Annotated in this window: 15 protein-coding genes and 3 pseudogenes; 9 read left to right on the top strand and 9 right to left on the bottom strand. The window is 70.8% G+C overall.

Features of this window, described 5'->3' with window-relative positions:
* Window positions 1-3: 3 nt before the first annotated feature.
* The 4 genes and pseudogenes from EDD92_RS27260 to EDD92_RS49645 all read right to left on the bottom strand — a co-directional run.
* A pseudogene (locus tag EDD92_RS27260) lies at window positions 4-147 on the bottom strand (IS5/IS1182 family transposase); the annotation flags it as partial.
* A gap of 84 nt (window positions 148-231) precedes the next feature.
* Window positions 232-900, bottom strand: a complete 669-nt coding sequence (locus EDD92_RS27255; protein ID WP_123970569.1) for an HAD family phosphatase — start codon at window positions 898-900, stop codon at window positions 232-234.
* Between the two features lie 134 nt (window positions 901-1,034).
* Complete coding sequence (locus EDD92_RS27250) at window positions 1,035-1,913, bottom strand: alpha/beta fold hydrolase (RefSeq protein ID WP_123966824.1); 879 nt, start codon at window positions 1,911-1,913, stop codon at window positions 1,035-1,037.
* A gap of 28 nt (window positions 1,914-1,941) precedes the next feature.
* Window positions 1,942-2,121, bottom strand: a complete 180-nt coding sequence (locus EDD92_RS49645) for a hypothetical protein (RefSeq protein ID WP_148096478.1) — start codon at window positions 2,119-2,121, stop codon at window positions 1,942-1,944.
* Window positions 2,122-2,202: 81 nt separating this feature from the next.
* Here EDD92_RS49645 and EDD92_RS27245 point away from each other — a divergent pair, with 81 nt between their 5' ends.
* The 5 genes and pseudogenes from EDD92_RS27245 (at window position 2,203) to EDD92_RS27225 (ending at window position 6,987) form a co-directional block, all read left to right on the top strand.
* The gene (locus tag EDD92_RS27245) at window positions 2,203-3,702 is read left to right on the top strand and encodes an MFS transporter (RefSeq protein WP_123966823.1); all 1,500 of its coding nucleotides are present in this window, start codon (window positions 2,203-2,205) and stop codon (window positions 3,700-3,702) included.
* A 241-nt stretch (window positions 3,703-3,943) separates the two neighbouring features.
* Complete coding sequence (locus EDD92_RS27240) at window positions 3,944-4,513, top strand: TetR/AcrR family transcriptional regulator (protein WP_123966822.1); 570 nt, start codon at window positions 3,944-3,946, stop codon at window positions 4,511-4,513.
* Window positions 4,514-4,703: 190 nt separating this feature from the next.
* The gene (locus EDD92_RS27235) at window positions 4,704-5,834 is read left to right on the top strand and encodes a 4Fe-4S binding protein (protein ID WP_123966821.1); all 1,131 of its coding nucleotides are present in this window, start codon (window positions 4,704-4,706) and stop codon (window positions 5,832-5,834) included.
* A gap of 53 nt (window positions 5,835-5,887) precedes the next feature.
* Window positions 5,888-6,214, top strand: a pseudogene (locus EDD92_RS27230) (ABC transporter); the annotation flags it as partial.
* Between the two features lie 203 nt (window positions 6,215-6,417).
* The gene (locus tag EDD92_RS27225) at window positions 6,418-6,987 is read left to right on the top strand and encodes a TetR/AcrR family transcriptional regulator (RefSeq protein WP_123966820.1); all 570 of its coding nucleotides are present in this window, start codon (window positions 6,418-6,420) and stop codon (window positions 6,985-6,987) included.
* A 25-nt stretch (window positions 6,988-7,012) separates the two neighbouring features.
* Here the strand turns inward: EDD92_RS27225 and EDD92_RS27220 are convergent, their stop codons facing one another.
* A complete protein-coding gene (locus tag EDD92_RS27220) occupies window positions 7,013-7,537 on the bottom strand; it encodes a TetR/AcrR family transcriptional regulator (RefSeq protein WP_185124141.1) in 525 nt (174 codons plus the stop codon).
* 93 nt (window positions 7,538-7,630) lie between these two features.
* Here EDD92_RS27220 and EDD92_RS27215 point away from each other — a divergent pair, with 93 nt between their 5' ends.
* The 4 genes and pseudogenes from EDD92_RS27215 to EDD92_RS27200 all read left to right on the top strand — a co-directional run.
* Window positions 7,631-8,446 (top strand): oxidoreductase, encoded by an 816-nt coding sequence (locus tag EDD92_RS27215; protein WP_185124140.1) that lies wholly within the window; start codon window positions 7,631-7,633, stop codon window positions 8,444-8,446.
* 138 nt (window positions 8,447-8,584) lie between these two features.
* Window positions 8,585-8,806 carry a hypothetical protein gene (locus EDD92_RS27210; protein ID WP_123966818.1) on the top strand — a complete coding sequence of 74 codons (222 nt, stop codon included), beginning with the start codon at window positions 8,585-8,587 and terminating at the stop codon, window positions 8,804-8,806.
* 109 nt (window positions 8,807-8,915) lie between these two features.
* Window positions 8,916-9,290, top strand: a complete 375-nt coding sequence (locus tag EDD92_RS27205) for a VOC family protein (RefSeq protein WP_123966817.1) — start codon at window positions 8,916-8,918, stop codon at window positions 9,288-9,290.
* 19 nt (window positions 9,291-9,309) lie between these two features.
* Window positions 9,310-9,860, top strand: a pseudogene (locus EDD92_RS27200) (hypothetical protein); the annotation flags it as partial.
* Window positions 9,861-9,980: 120 nt separating this feature from the next.
* Here EDD92_RS27200 and EDD92_RS27195 read toward each other — a convergent pair.
* From EDD92_RS27195 to EDD92_RS27180, 4 genes are all read right to left on the bottom strand, one after another.
* Window positions 9,981-10,340, bottom strand: a complete 360-nt coding sequence (locus tag EDD92_RS27195) for a hypothetical protein (protein ID WP_123966816.1) — start codon at window positions 10,338-10,340, stop codon at window positions 9,981-9,983.
* Window positions 10,341-10,408: 68 nt separating this feature from the next.
* Window positions 10,409-11,290 carry a glycine betaine ABC transporter substrate-binding protein gene (locus tag EDD92_RS27190; protein WP_260326775.1) on the bottom strand — a complete coding sequence of 294 codons (882 nt, stop codon included), beginning with the start codon at window positions 11,288-11,290 and terminating at the stop codon, window positions 10,409-10,411.
* Between the two features lie 26 nt (window positions 11,291-11,316).
* On the bottom strand, window positions 11,317-11,961 hold the full coding sequence (locus tag EDD92_RS27185) for a hypothetical protein (RefSeq protein ID WP_123966814.1): 645 nt from the start codon (window positions 11,959-11,961) through the stop codon (window positions 11,317-11,319).
* Window positions 11,898-16,214, bottom strand: a complete 4,317-nt coding sequence (locus tag EDD92_RS27180; protein WP_123966813.1) for a helix-turn-helix domain-containing protein — start codon at window positions 16,212-16,214, stop codon at window positions 11,898-11,900. Before EDD92_RS27180 ends, EDD92_RS27185 begins: the two co-directional genes overlap by 64 nt.
* Between the last annotated feature and the right edge of the window lie 30 nt (window positions 16,215-16,244).

Genomic DNA, 16,244 nt, shown 5'->3' with positions numbered 1-16,244 from the left:
GGCCGCCGAGGGCCCGCCGACCACGACGATCAAGCGGGTGTCGGCGTCGATGACGACCTGATGGGCGGTGGAACAGCGGTAGGTTTTGAACGGCTCGGCGATGGAATGGTCGCGGGTGGGCACCAGAGTGCCGTCCGCGATCAGCACGGCGGCCTGGCAGCCGTGATCACACCAGCCACGTCAAGATCGTTTCACTGTGACGAGTGCCCGCCGGACCTGCCAACGGCGCGCTCAGACCGCGGGGTCCCGGTGCGGGCCCGTCGTGAAGGCGAGGATGTCGGGCACCGCCTCGTGCAGACTCGCGAAATGGCGGTGCACGCCGTCCACCGGGACCGGGGCGTTGACTCCCCACACCGTCATGCCGGCCCGCAGCCCGGACTCGACTCCGGATGGTGCGTCCTCAATGACCAGGCATTCCTCCGGCTTGGCGCCAAGTCGTTCGGCGGCCAGCAGGTAGGGAACCGGTGACGGCTTGCCTTCCGCGACTGCGGTTGCATCCACCAGTACGTCCGGAACCGGTAGCCCGGTCCGGGCAAACCGCCCGCGCACCCGGTGCTCGTAGTTCGAAGTCACCAGCGCCCAGCAACCCGAAGGCAGGCCGGGCAGCAACTCGGATGCACCGTCGAAAGCGGCATAGACACCGGACCGGACATCCTCGTCCTCAAGTTCATGCAACGCGGCCAGACACTCCCGCGGGTCTTGCTCCGGGGCCACCGCCGCGAAGGTCTCCATAGGCCGCGTTCGCAGCGCCACTTGGTAGACCGCGACAGGATCGAGTCCGTAGCGCGCCGCCCATGTCTCCCAGACTTGGCGCTGGTTGGCCACCGCGTCGATCAACGTCCCGTCGACATCAAAGAGGACGTACTTCGCGGAACCGGGCTGGGCATGTTCGCTGTTCACGCCGAGATCATGCCATCGGCCCGTCAAGCTGGCCGTTGCGGAACAGCCCTTTGTTCATTTGAAGTAACTGGTTCTGCCTGGTCCCCGTGACGCACTGCAACCGAACGGGGCTGGCCCCGGCACTCTCGCGACGGTCAGGCCGCCGCCGCGTTCAACAGGCCGGCCAGGACGTCGGGCCGTTCCAGAGCGATGAAGTGGCCGGCCTTCGGGACCTGCGTGAAGTCGGCGGCCGGCAGCAGTTGCTTGTTGGCCTCCCGGTCGGAGGGACGGGACCAGTCCTTCTCGCCGTAGACGAAGTGGATGGGCGCCTTGACCTCGGGGTAGCGCGAGCGGGCCGCGATGAGGCTCGGCAGGGCCTGGTACACGGCTCGGGCGACGGTCGGGTAGCCGGGGCGCCTGCCCACCTGGAGGAGTTCGTCCACGTAGTCCGCCTGCAGTGCGCTCTTGTCGCCGAGTCCGCCTTGCAGGATCGCGCGGAGGGCGGGCTTGGGCTCCACACCGGCGATCACCGGGCCCACTCCGGGCATCAGGACGCCGCTGACCACGACGCGGGCGAGGAGGCTGGAGCGGGCGATCCCGCCGCGGAAGTCGTACGCGTTGACCGCGACGACGCGACGGACGCGTTCCGGCAAGTCGGCCGCAGTGGTCAGGGCGAGCACCGCCCCCATCGACTCCCCCACCAACGTCACGTCGTGGAGGTCGAGTTCGGTGAGGAGCCGCTCGACGCCGGCACGCATGGCCGGCTCGTCGTAGGACGCCCCGGGGACGATCTCGGAGTAGCCCATGCCCGGCAGGTCGAGGGCGTAGACGGTGTAGTGGTCCGCGATCAGCGGGACGAGGTGGCGGAAGTGCTCGGCCTGCGTGCGCACGGTGTGCAGCAGGACCAGGGGGGCACCGGTGCCCGCCTTGAGGTAGCGCAGCGTTCCCTCGCGGCCGCGGCCTGCACGGGGGGCGAGGATGTGGCTGGTGGTCCCCGGAATGTGAATCGTGGGGCGTGAGTCCTGGGTGGGCATGTCGCCGTCTCTCTCTGTGTGCAGGGGCCTACTTGGCCAGCTGGGCGTAGAGGCCGACCAGGTCGCCGACGAGGACCATGACGGCCGCCACACAACGAGAAAACCGATCGGTTTCCACTACGGTAAACCGATCGGTTTCCAGGCGCAAGCCCAACACGCAGCCCAACACGCACCCCCGGGCCGCAAGCGCCCCCTCCACTTGCACCATGGAAACCGATCTGTTTACCTAAGCGGAAACAGATCGGTTTCCGACCCGTGGTCGGCCGATGACCAGCAACCAAGGGGAACAGTGAGTACCACCTACGACCGCGGGGCACCCGCCTCCGGGAAAACAGACTCGGGCCGTCGCGGCTCGCACGCCGCGCGCTGGTGGGTGCTTGTCGTGCTGGGCACGGCGCAGCTCATGGTCACGCTCGATGCGACCGTCGTGAACATCGCGCTGCCCGCGGCGCAGCATGACCTCGGTTTCAGCGACGGCAGCCGGCAGTGGGTCATCACGGGGTACGCCCTGGCATTCGGCAGCCTGCTGCTGCTCGGCGGCCGGCTCGGCGACCTGCTCGGCCGACGGACCACCTTCGTGACCGGTCTGATCGGTTTCGCGGGCGCGTCGGTCCTCGGCGGTGCGGCCGACAGCTTCGGCATCCTCGTCACGGCACGTGTGACTCAAGGGCTCTTCGCGGCGCTGCTCGCGCCGGCAGCACTCTCACTGCTCAGCGTGACCTTCACCGACCCGACCGAGAGGCCGAAGGCGTTCGGCATCTTCAGCGCGCTGGCCGGTGCGGGCGGCGCGGTCGGGCTGCTGCTCGGCGGCATGCTCACCGAATGGGCGTCATGGCGCTGGGTGATGTATGTGAACGTCATCTTCGCGGCCGTCGCGCTGGCAGGTGCGGTGCTGCTGCTGGCCAAGCCTGCAGTCACCGAGCGGCCCAAACTCGACATTCCCGGCACCGCCGTGGTGAGCGCGGCGCTGTTCGCCATCGTCTACGGGTTCGCGCACGTCGAGTCCACCAGCTGGACCGACCCGGTCACCCTCACCTCCATGATCGCCGGCGTGGCGCTGCTCGCGGTGTTCGTATGGCTGGAGGCCAGGGTCGCGCATCCGCTGCTGCCGCTGCGACTCGTGCTGGACCGGACCCGCGGTGGTTCGTTCCTGGCAGTGTTCGTCATCGGCATGGGGATGTTCTCGATCTTCCTGTTCCTGACCTATTACCTGGAGGCCAGCATCGGCTACTCGCCGATCAAGACCGGTCTGGCGTTCCTGCCGATGGTCGGGGGCATCGTTGCCGCGTCGACCACGGCGCCTGCCCTGCTGCTGCCCAGGGTCGGCCCCAAGATCGTGGTCAGCGCCGGCTTCCTGGTCGCCGCATCCGGCATGGCCCTGCTGACCCGGCTCGAGCTGGACAGCACCTACGTCGCCCACATCATGCCCGGCATGATCCTGCTGGGTCTCGGCCTCGGAGGGGTGATGACCACCGCGTTCCAGGGTGCGACCGCAGGCGTGCACCACGAGGACACAGGCGTCGCCTCCGCGCTGATCAACACCGGCCAGCAGGTGGGCGGCTCGATCAGCACGGCGCTGCTGACCACTGTTGCCTCATCGGCCGCGACCGACTACGTGTCCTCGCACAAGCCGGGCGCGCTGACCGCGGCGCAGGCCGGGGTCGAGGGCTATACGGCCACCCTGGCGTGGGGCTCCGGGTTCTTCGTGGTCGGTGCGGTGCTCGCAGCGATCCTGATACCGAACACGCCTCTGGCGCCGTCGGAGGGCGAACCCGTGATCGCCCACTGAACCTGAGTCCACCGTGGCGAGCGGTGCCGGGCGCGCCGCACGCGGCAGGGAAGGTGAGCACACCGATCCTGGAGACCGCAACGGCGGTGAGGGCGGCACTCTTCGGCCTCGGGGTGACGTGCCGGCACGCCCCCAAGGGGCTGCACCGCGTCCCCGCGGTAACGGAGCCCGAGACCCGAGAAGACCGAGCGCCGTAAACCGATCGGTTTCCAATGGCTCGGAATCGAGTTAACCTCGCAATATGACCACCGAAGCAAAGGCAAGCTCCCGGGAGCGACTGCTGGAGGCAGCGGCCACGCTCACCTACCGAGACGGCGTCCACATCGGCGTCGACGCGCTGTGCAAGGCGGCGGGAGTGTCGAAGCGCTCCATGTACCAGCTCTTCGAGAGCAAAGGCGAGCTGCTGGCGGCAAGCCTGGAGGAACGCGCCTCCGCCTATGTGACCGCGCTCCTTCCCGCGGCGGACGACAACCGTTCGCCGCGCGAGCGGATCCTGCACGTCTTCGAACAGGCGGAATCAGAGGCGCGCACACCCGACTTCCAGGGCTGCCGGTACCTCGTCGCGCAGATCGAGCTCAAAGACCCGGGCCACCCCGCGAGTCGGGTGGCCCGTCGGGTCAAGGAGAACCTGACAGCCTTCTTCCGCGCCGAGGCCGAACGGGGCGGGGCGAGCGACCCGGACCTGCTGGCCCGACAGCTGATCCTGGTCTTCGACGGCGCCAGCGCCCGCGCGGGCATCAAGGCCGACACACCGACTGGGCTCCTCGCTCCCACCGTGGCCGTCCTGCTCGATGCGGCGGACATGCGCTGACGCATCGCGCCACGAGCGGCTCCGACTCCTGGCGGTCGATCGCCGGCATCTGCGAGGAACTTGATCGACGGTCCGACGGAGAGGCTCGCCGCTTGGGGTTGCGCGTGGAAACCGATCGGTTTACGGTGGTAAAACCGATCGGTTTCTCGCTGTGAGGGCGAGTCTCGAACCCGAATCCCCAGGAGTACGGATGACCGCCGCGCGCAACGCCGAGGGGCAACGGACGACCCCGCCTCCCAGGCTTCCGGCGAAGCTGGCCGCCCACCCCTCCGTACAGGCCGTACTCGCCCGGCGCAGGACCGGTGACGCGGTGAGCCCGCCGGCGGTGATCGACGCGGCCTGGCTGCGCGAGCTGTGCCTGGCGGCCGGCGCGGACGACGCCTCCGCGGTCAGCCTGGACCACCCCGACCTGGCCGGTGAGCGCGAGCACGTACAGTCCGCGCTGCCCGGCACCCGCACACTGATCGCGATGGCGGTCCGCATGAACCGCGACAACTGCCGCTCCCCCGCCCGCAGTGTGGCCAACCAGGAGTTCCACCGGACCGACGAGCAGGCCAACCACGCCGCCCGCACGGTCACCCGGGCGCTGCAGGACGCCGGATACCGTGCGCTCAATCCGTCCGTCGGCTTCCCCCAGGAAATGGACCGCTTCCCCAAGGAGCGGATCTGGGTGGTGGCGCACAAGACGGTCGCGGTGGCCGCCGGGCTCGGCGTGATGGGCCTGCACCGCAACGTCATCCACCCGAGGTTCGGCAGTTTCGTCCTGCTGGTCACCGTCCTGGTGGACGCGGAGGTGAGCGAGTACGGGCGGGAGCTGGACTACAACCCCTGCATCGACTGCAAGTTGTGCGTCGCCGCCTGCCCGGTCGGCGCCATCGCCAAGGACGGCGCCTTCGACGCGCTGGCCTGCACCACGCACAACTACCGCGAGTTCATGAGCGGGTTCACCGACTGGGCGCAGACCGTGGCCGACAGCGAGGACGCCGCCGACTATCGCTCCCGGGTCAGCGATTCCGAGAGCGCCTCCATATGGCAGAGCCTGTCCTCACCCCCCGGCTACAAATCCGGCTACTGCCTCGCCGTCTGCCCCGCCGGCGAGGACGTCCTCGGCCCCTACCTGGACGACCGCAAGACCTTCATGGACACCGTCCTGCGCCCGCTCCAGGACAAGAAGGAAAACCTGTACGTCCTGCCGGGCTCACACGCGCAGGAGTACGCCCGGCGCCGCTTCCCCCACAAGCCCGTCAAGGAAGTCACCGGCGGCTGGCAGCCCCCGGCGAAACGATCCGCGCCCAGCGACCGAGAGACACGTACGTCATGAGTGGCAATCACGCCTTCCGCGTCCTGCGCGCCAAGCCTCTGTGGATCGCCAACGGCGTCCTGGTCATGGCCGGCGCGGTCGGCATCATGGGCATGGACGCCTCCCATCTGCCGCTGCCCACCACCCCCATCGCGGCACTGCCCGCCTTCTACCGCTTCCTCGCCGAGTTCGAGCCCCTGCGGCAGATCACCGGCGGCATCCGCTCGATCCTCTGCTACGACGCCCAGGGCGACGCGGGTCTGACGCGGGGCTGGGTGATGATGGCGGCCGGACTCGCGGCCGCACTGTTCGGCTTCGGCGTACTGGGGTGGTACGACCGCAAGGGGCTGCACCGCATCCCGGCGGAGACGACGCCCGACAAGGCCGCCGTCCCGGCGTAGCGGCAGGTCACCCAGGACGGGGCCATCACTCGGAGTGGCCCCGGTGGGTGCCGCCCCGTGGGGACGAGGAGTGCGCACACCGTCATGGCTCGGCGACGGTCCTTCCCCCGGGCCGTCGCCGAGCCTCTGCCCGGAACCACTGCCCGGAACCAGCTGAAAACCGATCGGTTTTCATTTCGTCCACTTCGGGTTAACCTCGCGGTATGACCACCGAAGTGAAGCTGAGCCCCAGACAACGGTTGCTGGAGGCGGCGGCCACCCTCACCTACCGGGACGGCGTCAACATCGGGGTCGAGGCCCTGTGCAAGGCGGCGGGGGTGTCGAAGCGCTCCATGTACCAGTTGTTCGAGAGCAAGGACGAACTCCTGGCAGCAAGCCTGAAGGAGCGCACCTCCGCCTATGTGGCGACTCTCCTGCCCGCGGCGGACGACGGCCGGTCACCCCGCGAGCGGATCCTGCACGTCTTCGAGCAGGTGGAATCCGAGGCCGGCACCCCCGAGTTCCGCGGCTGCCGGTACCTGGCCGTGCAGGTCGAACTCAAGGACCAGAGCCACCCCGCGAGCCGGGTCGCCCATCAGGTCAAGGCGGACCTGACCGGATTCTTCCGCGCCGAGGCCGAGCAGGGCGGGGCGGGCGATCCCGATCTGCTGGCCCGTCAGCTCAGTCTGGTCTTCGACGGCGCCAGTGCCCGCGCGGGAATCCAGGCCGACAACCTCACCGGGCTCATCGCGCCCACGGTGACCACCCTGCTCGACGCGGCAGGCGTGCGCTGACGCACCACCCGCCCAGAACGCTCCCTCATCTCCCGGCACCCGAGGGAAGCCCGATGGCCGCAAGCGTGTTGCCGAGCATGCCGCACGCGAAGAAGCTCGCGGTCTCGTCGGCATCGGCACCCAGCGACAGGTGCACGGTTTCCCAGATCCTCATCCAGCCGGCCCGGACGACCTCGCCGATCAGGTCATCGCCCTGCGCCTCGGCGGCCGCCACGGTGGCGTATCCCTGCATCTGCATCAGGAGCGTTTCGGGGCGCGTCGAGATCAGCTGCGCGTAAGCGTTCGACATGGCCTGAAGAGCGCGCTCGCCGCCCTCCACTCCGTCGACCGCCCTCTCGAAAGCCAGGCGGGTGTCGTCCGTGCTCCGCACCAGCGCGGCGACGAAGATCGCCCTCTTGTCCGGGAAGAGCCGGAAGAGATACGGCTGCGTGACTCCGACCCGCTGCGCGATCGCCGCCGTGGACGTGCCGTGGTAGCCCGCGCGCGCGAACTCGGCGACCGCCGCGCGGATGACACTCTCACGCCTCTCCTGCGCACCGATCCTGCCCATGTCGCCACATCCCCTGCTTGCACTTGCACGCGTAAACCGATCGGTTTACTGTAGCGGAAACCGATCGGTTTCGAGTGAGCGCGGGAGTCCATGATGACGACAGATCGGCCGGTGGCACTCGTGACGGGTGCGTCGTCCGGCATCGGCAGGGAAACCGCGCTCGCGCTGGTGGCGGCGGGTTTCGACGTCGTCGGAACGGGCCGCGACACCTCGCACGTCACCCCGCTCGACGGTGTGACGTTCCTCGACCTCGACGTGGTCAGCGACACCTCGGTCACCGCCGCGGTCCAGGAGGTGAGCGAGCGGTTCGGGCGGATCGACGTCCTGGTCAACAACGCCGGCGTCGGCTCGATGGGTGCGGCGGAGGAGACCTCCGTCGAGCAGGCCCGGTCCGTCTTCGACATCAACGTCTTCGGGGTCATGCGCATGGTGAACGAGGTCCTGCCCCACATGCGCGCGCAGCGACGCGGGCGCATCATCAACATCTCGTCCGTGCTCGGGTTCCTGCCCCAGCCCTACATGGCCGCCTACGCCGCCTCCAAGCACGCGATCGAGGGCTACACCGAGTCTCTGGACCACGAGATCCGTGACCACGGCGTCCGGGCGCTCATCGTCGAACCCGCCTACACCAGAACCGGTTTCGAGGCCAACAGCGCGAAGCCCGAAACACCCCTGCACGTGTACGCGAAGCAGCGGCAGACCGTCGACCGCGTCATGGCGGAGGCCGTCCGGGGCGGCGACGCCCCCGCCGTCGTCGCCCGGGCGATCGTCACGGCAGCAACCGCCCCGAAGCCGAAGCCGCGTTACACCGCCGGCCCTCTGGCCGGACGCGCACGCATACTGCGCCGCCTCGCTCCCGCCGGGGTCTTCGACAAGCAGATCCGCAAGATGAACCAGCTGGCCGACTGACGCACAGGTGCTGCCCGGGCTTCCCGAACAGCCGTCCGGCCGCTGGTCACCGGCTTCTGGGCCGCCTTCGTCCCCTGGGACACGGGCCGCCTCGACGCACAGGCGCTCGGCGTCTGGGCGCTCGCCCTCGGGGTCGGCGTGCTGAGCGCCCTCGCCGAGGACGACCTGACCCGGACCCGCCCCGCCCTCCTCGCCCTGCCCGCCACCGCGGCCACCGTGGCCGTCGTCCTCGCCCGCCGCGCCGCCCCCGTCGACCGGACCTCGGGCCCTGCCGTCAGCCTCGTCTGCATGGTGGCCGGTCTGGTGGTCGCGGGCGCGGGCGGACGCTTCCTGCTGACGAGGTCCCCGGCTTCCGGGTGAAGTCCGGCAGCGGTCCGGCGTGCCGTCGCGCATGCCCGCCGCGTTGGCGGGTACGTCCGCTTCCGTACGGGGCGCCGCGGAAGCGGCCGGAGAGCGAGAGGTGTCGTAAGTGATTCGAAAGCTGCAGGCGGTCGCGCTGGACTGTGCCGATCCGGTACGGCTCGCGGAGTTCTACGCGGAGCTGCTCGGTGGCCGGGTGGTCACGGACTCGGGGGATACCGGCTGGATCGAGGTGCACGGGTTCGAGGGGACGCCGCTGGCCTGCCAGCGGGTGGACGGCTACCGGCCGCCCGAATGGCCCGGCCAGGAGCGTCCGCAGCAGCTCCACCTGGACTTCGACGTCGACGATCTCGACGCAGAGGAGAAGCGGGCGCTCGCCCTCGGCGCGACCGTCCTGGAGCGGACGGACCAGCTCCACCCGGAGGCCAACTGGCGGGTCTACGCGGACCCGGCCGGCCACCCGTTCTGCCTCTGCCTGCACTGAGCGGCGCGAGGATGTGACAGGCGGACTCGGCGCACTGCTGGACCGCCCCCGGGTGGCCGGCTGTCGGTGGCGACCGTCGGGCTACCGCTGCTGACGGTGCCTCAGATCGGCCTCGTCGGCCTCTCGTTGATCCAGCCGCTGTTCCTGGACCGGTACGTTCTCTTCAGCCTGCTGGGTCCGGCACTGCTGATCGGTACGGTGATCGGCTCGGCGGTACAGGCGGTGAAGCCCCGCCTCCCGAGAGCGTCGACGTGGGTTCTCCCCGCGGTGATCGCCGTGGCGATGGTGACGCTGCTGCCGCAGTCGCCGGCCAAGCGATCCCCGTCCAGCCGGGTGGACGACGTCCTGGCGGTCGCCTCGGACATACGGCGGATCAAGGAGACCGGGGATGCCGTGCTCTTCGTCCCGACGGCGCGCCGAGACACCAAGTCGGTGACCCCGAGCACCTTTTCCGGCCTGCGGGACAGGATGAAGACCTCCGTGCTGAAGAAGTACTTCAAGACCGTGGCCGACCAGCAGGTGCACGGGCGAAGGGTGACGGTGTACGAGCGACTTGCGCCGGCACGCTGAACGACAGGGGCGCATAGCAGTGCGGCCACCGCAAGTGAGCTCGACGCACTGAGGGCGGGACCCTTTCGAGTACCGCCCCCGGCGAGTGTGCGGTTCGGTGCCGTGCCTGCGGTCTGCCGTCTACGACAGACGAAACGTCGTCGTCCGGTCCTCCGTCCTGGGGACGTACTGCTGCTTCCAGGTCCAGCCGGCGCTGCCGGGCTTGTGGTGGAGCTCGACCGAGGAGTTCTGCTTCCACCAGTAGTCCCAACCAGTAGCACAGGTACCCGCGTTGACGGTCCAGATCGGCGAGCCGACCCAGTCGTCGTGCTGGTTGTAGCCCTTGACCCAGAACACCTGCGTCACGCCGGCGTCGTTGCAGACCGTGATCTGTACGGCGGAGACCGACTCGGCGCTGGCCGTCGTCGGGAGGGCAAGACCGCTGAGGACGGCACCTGTGGCGAGTGCCGCCATGGCGAACTTCCTTCTGATGTCACGCATTTCGCTGTCACCGTTCTGTGCGAGTGAAGTACGTACAAGTGACGTACGAGTGAGGTACGTGGAGGGGGTCAGCCGAGCAGGCCTCTGGACCGCAGCCAGGTCCGTGCCGTCGCGGCGGGCGACCGGCCCGCGTCGACGGCGGAGGCGAGCGCGGCCAGTTGGTCCGTGGTGAGTGCCGCGTTGACTCGGGCGAGGGCTTTTCGTGCGGCCAGGCCCGCGTAGGGGGCCTGGATGAGCGGGAAGACGTGCTCGGGCGGGATGACGCCCTCGGGGTCGGTCAGCACGACCAGCCGGTCACGGGTGATGACGGGGTCGGTGCTGCGCAGGGCCAGCACGTCGGCGGTCGCCGAGGTGCCCGCGCCGCTGAGGGTGGCGCCGTACGCCTTCTTCAGGGACGAGGGCGTCGGGGCGTCCGGATCGCCCGAGGCGGAGCCGCCGAGGGTGAGGCGGCGGCCGGCTCCGGCGAGGTCGGCGAGGCTGTGCAGGGCGTGGCGGCGGGCGGTGGCCCGGGTCACCGCGAGGACGACGCCGTGCTCGGCCGCGGCCGGCGGCAGGGCGTCGATCCCCATCGGCAGCGCCATGCTCAGCGTCGCCGGCATGTTCCCGGGCAGCGTGCCGCCGTCCGGGAACGTCCGCAGCAGGGTGCTCTCGTACGCGGGAGCCAGGCCGATCCTGCCCGCCACCACGGCCCTGGCGGTGGCGGCGGGTGACGCGTAGCTCGTGGTTGCCATCCGCACCGGCTGTCCGGCGTCGGTGAGGAGTTCGCGGTAGAGCGCCGCCGTCACCCGGCTCTCCGCCGAGGCGTCGGTGCCGATCACCGTCGGCCCCTGACGGTCCGCGTGGGCGGTGCCGGGTTCGCTCCTGGCGCCCGCCGCGCAGCCGGTCAGGAGGATCAGGAAGCAGACGGCGGCCGCAGCGAGGCGGAGCCGGGGGCGGGTTCCCTCAGTCACGGAGCACCACATGCGGTCGGCCGGTGTCAGTTGCAGTGGGCGGCGCGCTCGCCGGAGGTCATCGGCGCGTCCTTGAAGTTGACGTAGCCCGAGTTGGGGTTGTCCTTGTTGAAGCCGGACGACTGGTAGTTGTTGACGTACCAGATGTAGTGGCCGTAGAAGCGCTTGCCGAAATGGATCTCGTACCAGCCCTTGGCCTGCTGCTTGGCGGTGCCGCGCTCTATCCAGCCCTTGTAGCCGGCCGGGATGTTGACCGTGTTGCTCTCGGTGTCGGTGTGCGAGGCCTCCCAGCTGTGCGAGTACGTGGTGCTGACGCCGACCGTGAACACCTCGAACCACTTGTATTCCGCGCTGATCGAGATGCCGAAGGTGTTGGTGGAGCCGGTGGTGTCCGCCCAGTCGATGCGGTGCTGGTTGGTCTGGCTCGCGCAGTTGTAAGCGGTGCTGCCGACCTGGTGCTTGGGGCCGGTGTACGTCCAGTAGTCCGTCGCGTGGAACTGGCACAGGTCCGCCCAGCTGCAGGCGTCCAGGAGCTCCTTGGTGGTGGGGCTGTCGGCGGCGGAGGCCTGCGGGGCCGCCATCAGCGAGGCGCCCAGGGCCAGGGCCGCTACGGCCCCGCCGGTACGGAGGACGCGCTTGGGGGAGGCGGGCTTGCGGCGAGCGAATGGCATCGGGTTGCTCCGGTGAGTGGGGGGTGGTTTCCGGGCAGCCGACGGGGTTGCCGTCGGCTGCCCGGCGGTGTCACCGACCGGGGGGTGCGGTGCACCGGGTGAACCCCACTCTTCGGGGCGCCGATTTGTTGATCAATGCAGGTCAGAGGCGTAAACAACCCAACGGGGGCCGGAAACCGGACATGTGACCGCCCGTCGCTCTGCGGTGCCCTTCGGGAGACCGGGTCGGCCGAGGCGCCGGTGCCGGACCTGTCGCACACACGCCGGTAGGGCACATCGGGGAGGTAGGTCCGCCATTCGTTGCCGGTCAGGTTCCGGCCGGTGCGTGCGCAGAGCCGGGAGACGACCTGGGTGGCGCCGACGGCGTACCGCTGGACGGGGACGTGCGGGCCGGCGGCATAGACGGAGTCCCCGTGTGCGTCGAAGGCGAGCGAACGGATCTCGTCGCCCGGCGTGTTGAGGCCGGCGCCGAGGGGCTGCCGGGTGGCGGTGTCCCACAGGCGCAGCGCGCCGGAGCGGTACCCCACCGCGAGGGTCCGGCCGTCGGGGCTGAAGGCGAGGGCGGTGACCGGGGAGCCCGGGGTGGGGGCCGGGACGACCGCCTCCCGGTGGCGTTCCGTACGGCCCCGCCAGACGGTGACGCTGCCGAAGGAGCCGCCGGTGGCCAGGTGGACGCCGTCGGGGCTGAGGGCGAGGAGGTCGGCGTTGCCCAGTGGTACGTCGGTCTCCAGGCCGAAGGGCAGGGCGGCGGCCGGCCCGGCGAAACCGGAGGCCAGGACGGAATCAAGGGTTCCGGCGAGAGCCGCGGGCCGGTCGGTTCTAGTGCCCCGCCCGGTGTTCCACACCTCGCCGGTGAGCGATCCGGTGGAGGTCACCCGGGTGAGCAGCACTTTCCGGCCGCCTGGGGTGAGCGCGATCGAGCGGACGGCGGACGCCCCGCCCGGCAGAAGTGCCGCTTGCACACGTTGAGTTGTCGCATCCCATACGACGATCCGGGCCCCGTTGCCGTAGGTGAAGGCCCGGCTGTCGGGGCTGAAGACCATGAGGGGCGCGGCGGCCTCGGTGTGTCCGGGCGCCCCGAGGACGGGCAGCCCGGCGACGACGCGTCCGGTCCGAGTGGAGCGCAGGCGGAAGCGGTAACTGTCGCCGTGCCGTTCGGCGGTGGCCAGCAGGCGCCCGTCCGGGCTGAGCGTCTCGTGGTCCAGGGGCCGGTCGCGCCAGGGGGAGGCGAGGGGCGCCGAGAGGTCGAGGGTGTGGACGGTGCCGCCGGTCAGGTAGCGCAGGGCCGGGGCGCCGGGGTCCCAGGCGAGGGCGGTGACCGGCCCGTCCGCCAGGGGGTGGCGGAACACCGGTGTTCTCGCCCCCGAGACGCGCCAGACCGTGGTCACGTCCTGTCCGGCCACCGCCAGGAACCGCCCGTCCGCGGTGAACGCCAGGTGGGTGGCGCCCGGTTGGGCGAGGTCCGCGAGCTGCCGGCCCGAGGCCGTGTCCCAGACACGTACCCCGTTGTCCGAGACCGCGGCGAGCCGCGTCCCGGCCCGGTCGAGGACGAGCGAGTCGGCGGAGCAGTCCCCCACCGGCCGGTCCTGCCAGGCACCCGGAACAGTACGGTGCCGGACGATGTCCCGCACCAAGAGCGCCCGCTCCCGCCCGCAGACGACCGCCAGCCGCGCATCCGCACTCGGCACCACGACGCCCTCGACTGCTGCCTCCAGCACCACGGGATCATCGGTGAACCCCCGCAACTGCGCCTCCGGCTCGGGACCGTTCACGACATAGCCGCCGACACCGGTACCCGGGTCTGCAGCGGCTTGATATTTGGCGAGCGCTTTCGGCCCGGCAGGAGCTTCCACCTGGGCGGAGTCTCCCCTCCCTACGGACGCTGCCGCCCCGACGAACCCACCCGTACCGGCCGCCCCTTCCGCCCCAACATCAGGCCGCCGACCACCTCCCTCGGCCACACCACCGACCACAGCGCGCTCGACGCGCCCCAAGTCCAGCCCCCAGACCGAGGCTTCCGGCCAAGCAACGTCTTCCCTCCCGACAGACGCCTCCGCCCCGACGAACCCACCCGTACCGACGGACCCTTCCGGCCGGGCAGACCCCTCCGGCCGGGCCGACTTTCCCGGCCCGGCTGCGCCTTCGGACCGGGCGAAGCCTTCCGACCCGGCAGACGCTTCCGACCCGGCAGACGCTTCCGACCCAGCGGAGCCCCCCTCCCCCTCCGGCAGACTCCACAACCGTCGCTCGTCGCCCGCGCCTGCCAGGGCGAGTGTCCGGCCGTCAGGACTGACCGCCGTCACCGGGAGGTTCGGTAGTCGGCCGGACCCGGTGTGGTGGTGGGTGGGCACGTCCCAGGTCGACCAGGTGCCGGCGCCGGCGGTGAGCAGGGTGCGGCCGGAGTCGGTGAGGAAGGTGCGGGTGGTGTCGTTCTGGTCCGGGGCGGTGAAGGTGTCGCGCTCGGGGTCGGTCAGGGCGTCGAAGAGGGCCGCGCGGCTCTCGGGCAGCGGGGCGAGTCGCCAGGCGGCGATGCTGAGCAGGGTGCGGGTGCGGGGGTCGGTCACCCGGTCGCGGTCGGCGAGGCCTGCGGCCTGGCGAGCTGCGGCGAGGGTGCGCTCGGCCTCGGCCACATCGCTCTCGTGCCAGGCGAGGTGACCGGCGATCAGGGCCCCGCCCAGCACACAGGTGAGGGCGACGACGAGTCCTCGTATACGGCGCTGCATACGGGCGGCCGTCCAGCGCTCCATGCGGTGGGCCACGCGGGAGGCACAGAGGAAGGCCCGCTCCCGCGCGGTCAGGTCGTCCTCGTGCCGCTCGCGGGTGAACAGCACGTCGGCCAGGGCGAGATGGACCCCCCGGTACAGGGTGCCGGGGTCGCTGCCGTGCTCCTGCCAGTTGCGGGCGGCCTCCGCGAGATGGCGGTGCATGCGCAGCCGTTCGCGGTTCTCCTCGATCCACTGCTGCAGCCGGGGCCAGCGGGTGATCAGGGCCGCGTGGGCGAGTTCCACGTTCTCCTCGTCCACGGAGATCAGCCGGGCGCGGGAGAGCCGTTCGAGGACGACGGGCACCTCGGGGTCCGGCCATTCGCGCAGATCGGCGCGTCTGACCGGGCGGCGGCTGTCGGGGGTGCCGTCACCGGGGGCGATGAGGGCCAGCAGGAGCCGACGGGCGGTGCCGGCCTGGTCCTCGGAGAGCCCTGCGTACACCTCCTCGGCCGCCGCGGCGATCGCTCCGTGGACGCCGCCGGCCTCCTCGTACGCGGCCAGCGTCAGCACTCCGCTGCGCCGTCTGCGCCAGGTCTCCCGCAGGGCGTGCGAGAGCATCGGGAGCGCGCCGGGCTGGTCGTGGACCTCCTCGACGATACGGGCGGTGAGCTCCCGCTCGACCCTCAGGCCCGCTGCCGTGGCCGGTCGGACGACCGCGTCCCGCAGTTCCTCCCGGGTCATCGGCCCCACCGACAGCGTGGTGTGCCGCAGCGCCTCGGCGAGCCCGGGGTGCTCCACGCACCGGCCGTGAAAGCCGGCCCCGACTGCGACGACCACGCGCAGCCGGCCGTCCGCGTCCTTGGCGGTGAGCAACTGGTCGACGAACCGCCACCGTTCGGCCCGGTCCCGGCAGAGCGTGAAGATCTCCTCGAACTGGTCGACCACGACCACGCGGTGGGGCTCGTCCGGCCCCGGTGCCAGCAGTCGGCCGTGGGTGGCGGCGGGCCGGGCGCCGGGCGTGATCAGCCGCAGCCGAGCGCCGCAGCCCGCTTCGTCCACCACCCGCTCCAGCCGGGGCATGACTCCGGCCCGCAGCAGCGAGGACTTGCCGCTGCCGGACGCGCCGAGCAGCACCGCGAACCGGTGCTCCTTCATCAGCTGTACGGCGTCCTCGGCGAGCGCGTCCCGGCCGAAGAACATCTCCTGGTCGCCCGGTTCGAACCTCGCCAGGCCCTGGTACGGCGACTCCCCCTCCACCGCTCCGCAGGCCGCGACCTCCTCGGCCGCCGCCCGTAATCGGTCCTGCCAGACGTCCGGATCCGCCCCGCAGGCCTGCGCGTACGCGCGCACCACCGCCACCGACGGCAGCCGTTCGCCCGAGGCCGCCCGCGACAGCGCGGCCACCGACACGCGGGCCTGCCCGGACATCGTCCGGTACGACGGGGAACCGGCCCGGGCCCGCAGTGACCGCAGCTCATGCGCGAAGCGCTGCACCGGCCCCGCGTCGGGATCGAGCGGCCTCTCGGGACGTCCCCGCTGCCGGCTCACGGATGCTCCAGCACATGGCTTCTCACGTTC

Origin of the sequence: Streptomyces sp. TLI_185 (genome assembly GCF_003814765.1) — a bacterium.
In the GTDB taxonomy this organism is placed as follows: Bacteria; Actinomycetota; Actinomycetes; order Streptomycetales; family Streptomycetaceae; genus Streptomyces.
This window is presented reverse-complemented; position numbering and strand designations above follow the sequence as displayed.

What these genes read in the sequence shown, in the direction of transcription:
- EDD92_RS27250 (WP_123966824.1), bottom strand. Translation starts at nt 1,913, where the DNA reads ATGCCCACCCAGGACTCACGCCCCACGATTCACATTCCGGGGACCACC.
- EDD92_RS49645 (WP_148096478.1), bottom strand. Translation starts at nt 2,121, where the DNA reads ATGGTGCAAGTGGAGGGGGCGCTTGCGGCCCGGGGGTGCGTGTTGGGC.
- EDD92_RS27240 (WP_123966822.1), top strand. Translation starts at nt 3,944, where the DNA reads ATGACCACCGAAGCAAAGGCAAGCTCCCGGGAGCGACTGCTGGAGGCA.
- EDD92_RS27235 (WP_123966821.1), top strand. Translation starts at nt 4,704, where the DNA reads ATGACCGCCGCGCGCAACGCCGAGGGGCAACGGACGACCCCGCCTCCC.
- EDD92_RS27225 (WP_123966820.1), top strand. Translation starts at nt 6,418, where the DNA reads ATGACCACCGAAGTGAAGCTGAGCCCCAGACAACGGTTGCTGGAGGCG.
- EDD92_RS27220 (WP_185124141.1), bottom strand. Translation starts at nt 7,537, where the DNA reads ATGGGCAGGATCGGTGCGCAGGAGAGGCGTGAGAGTGTCATCCGCGCG.
- EDD92_RS27215 (WP_185124140.1), top strand. Translation starts at nt 7,631, where the DNA reads ATGACGACAGATCGGCCGGTGGCACTCGTGACGGGTGCGTCGTCCGGC.
- EDD92_RS27195 (WP_123966816.1), bottom strand. Translation starts at nt 10,340, where the DNA reads ATGCGTGACATCAGAAGGAAGTTCGCCATGGCGGCACTCGCCACAGGT.
- EDD92_RS27185 (WP_123966814.1), bottom strand. Translation starts at nt 11,961, where the DNA reads ATGCCATTCGCTCGCCGCAAGCCCGCCTCCCCCAAGCGCGTCCTCCGT.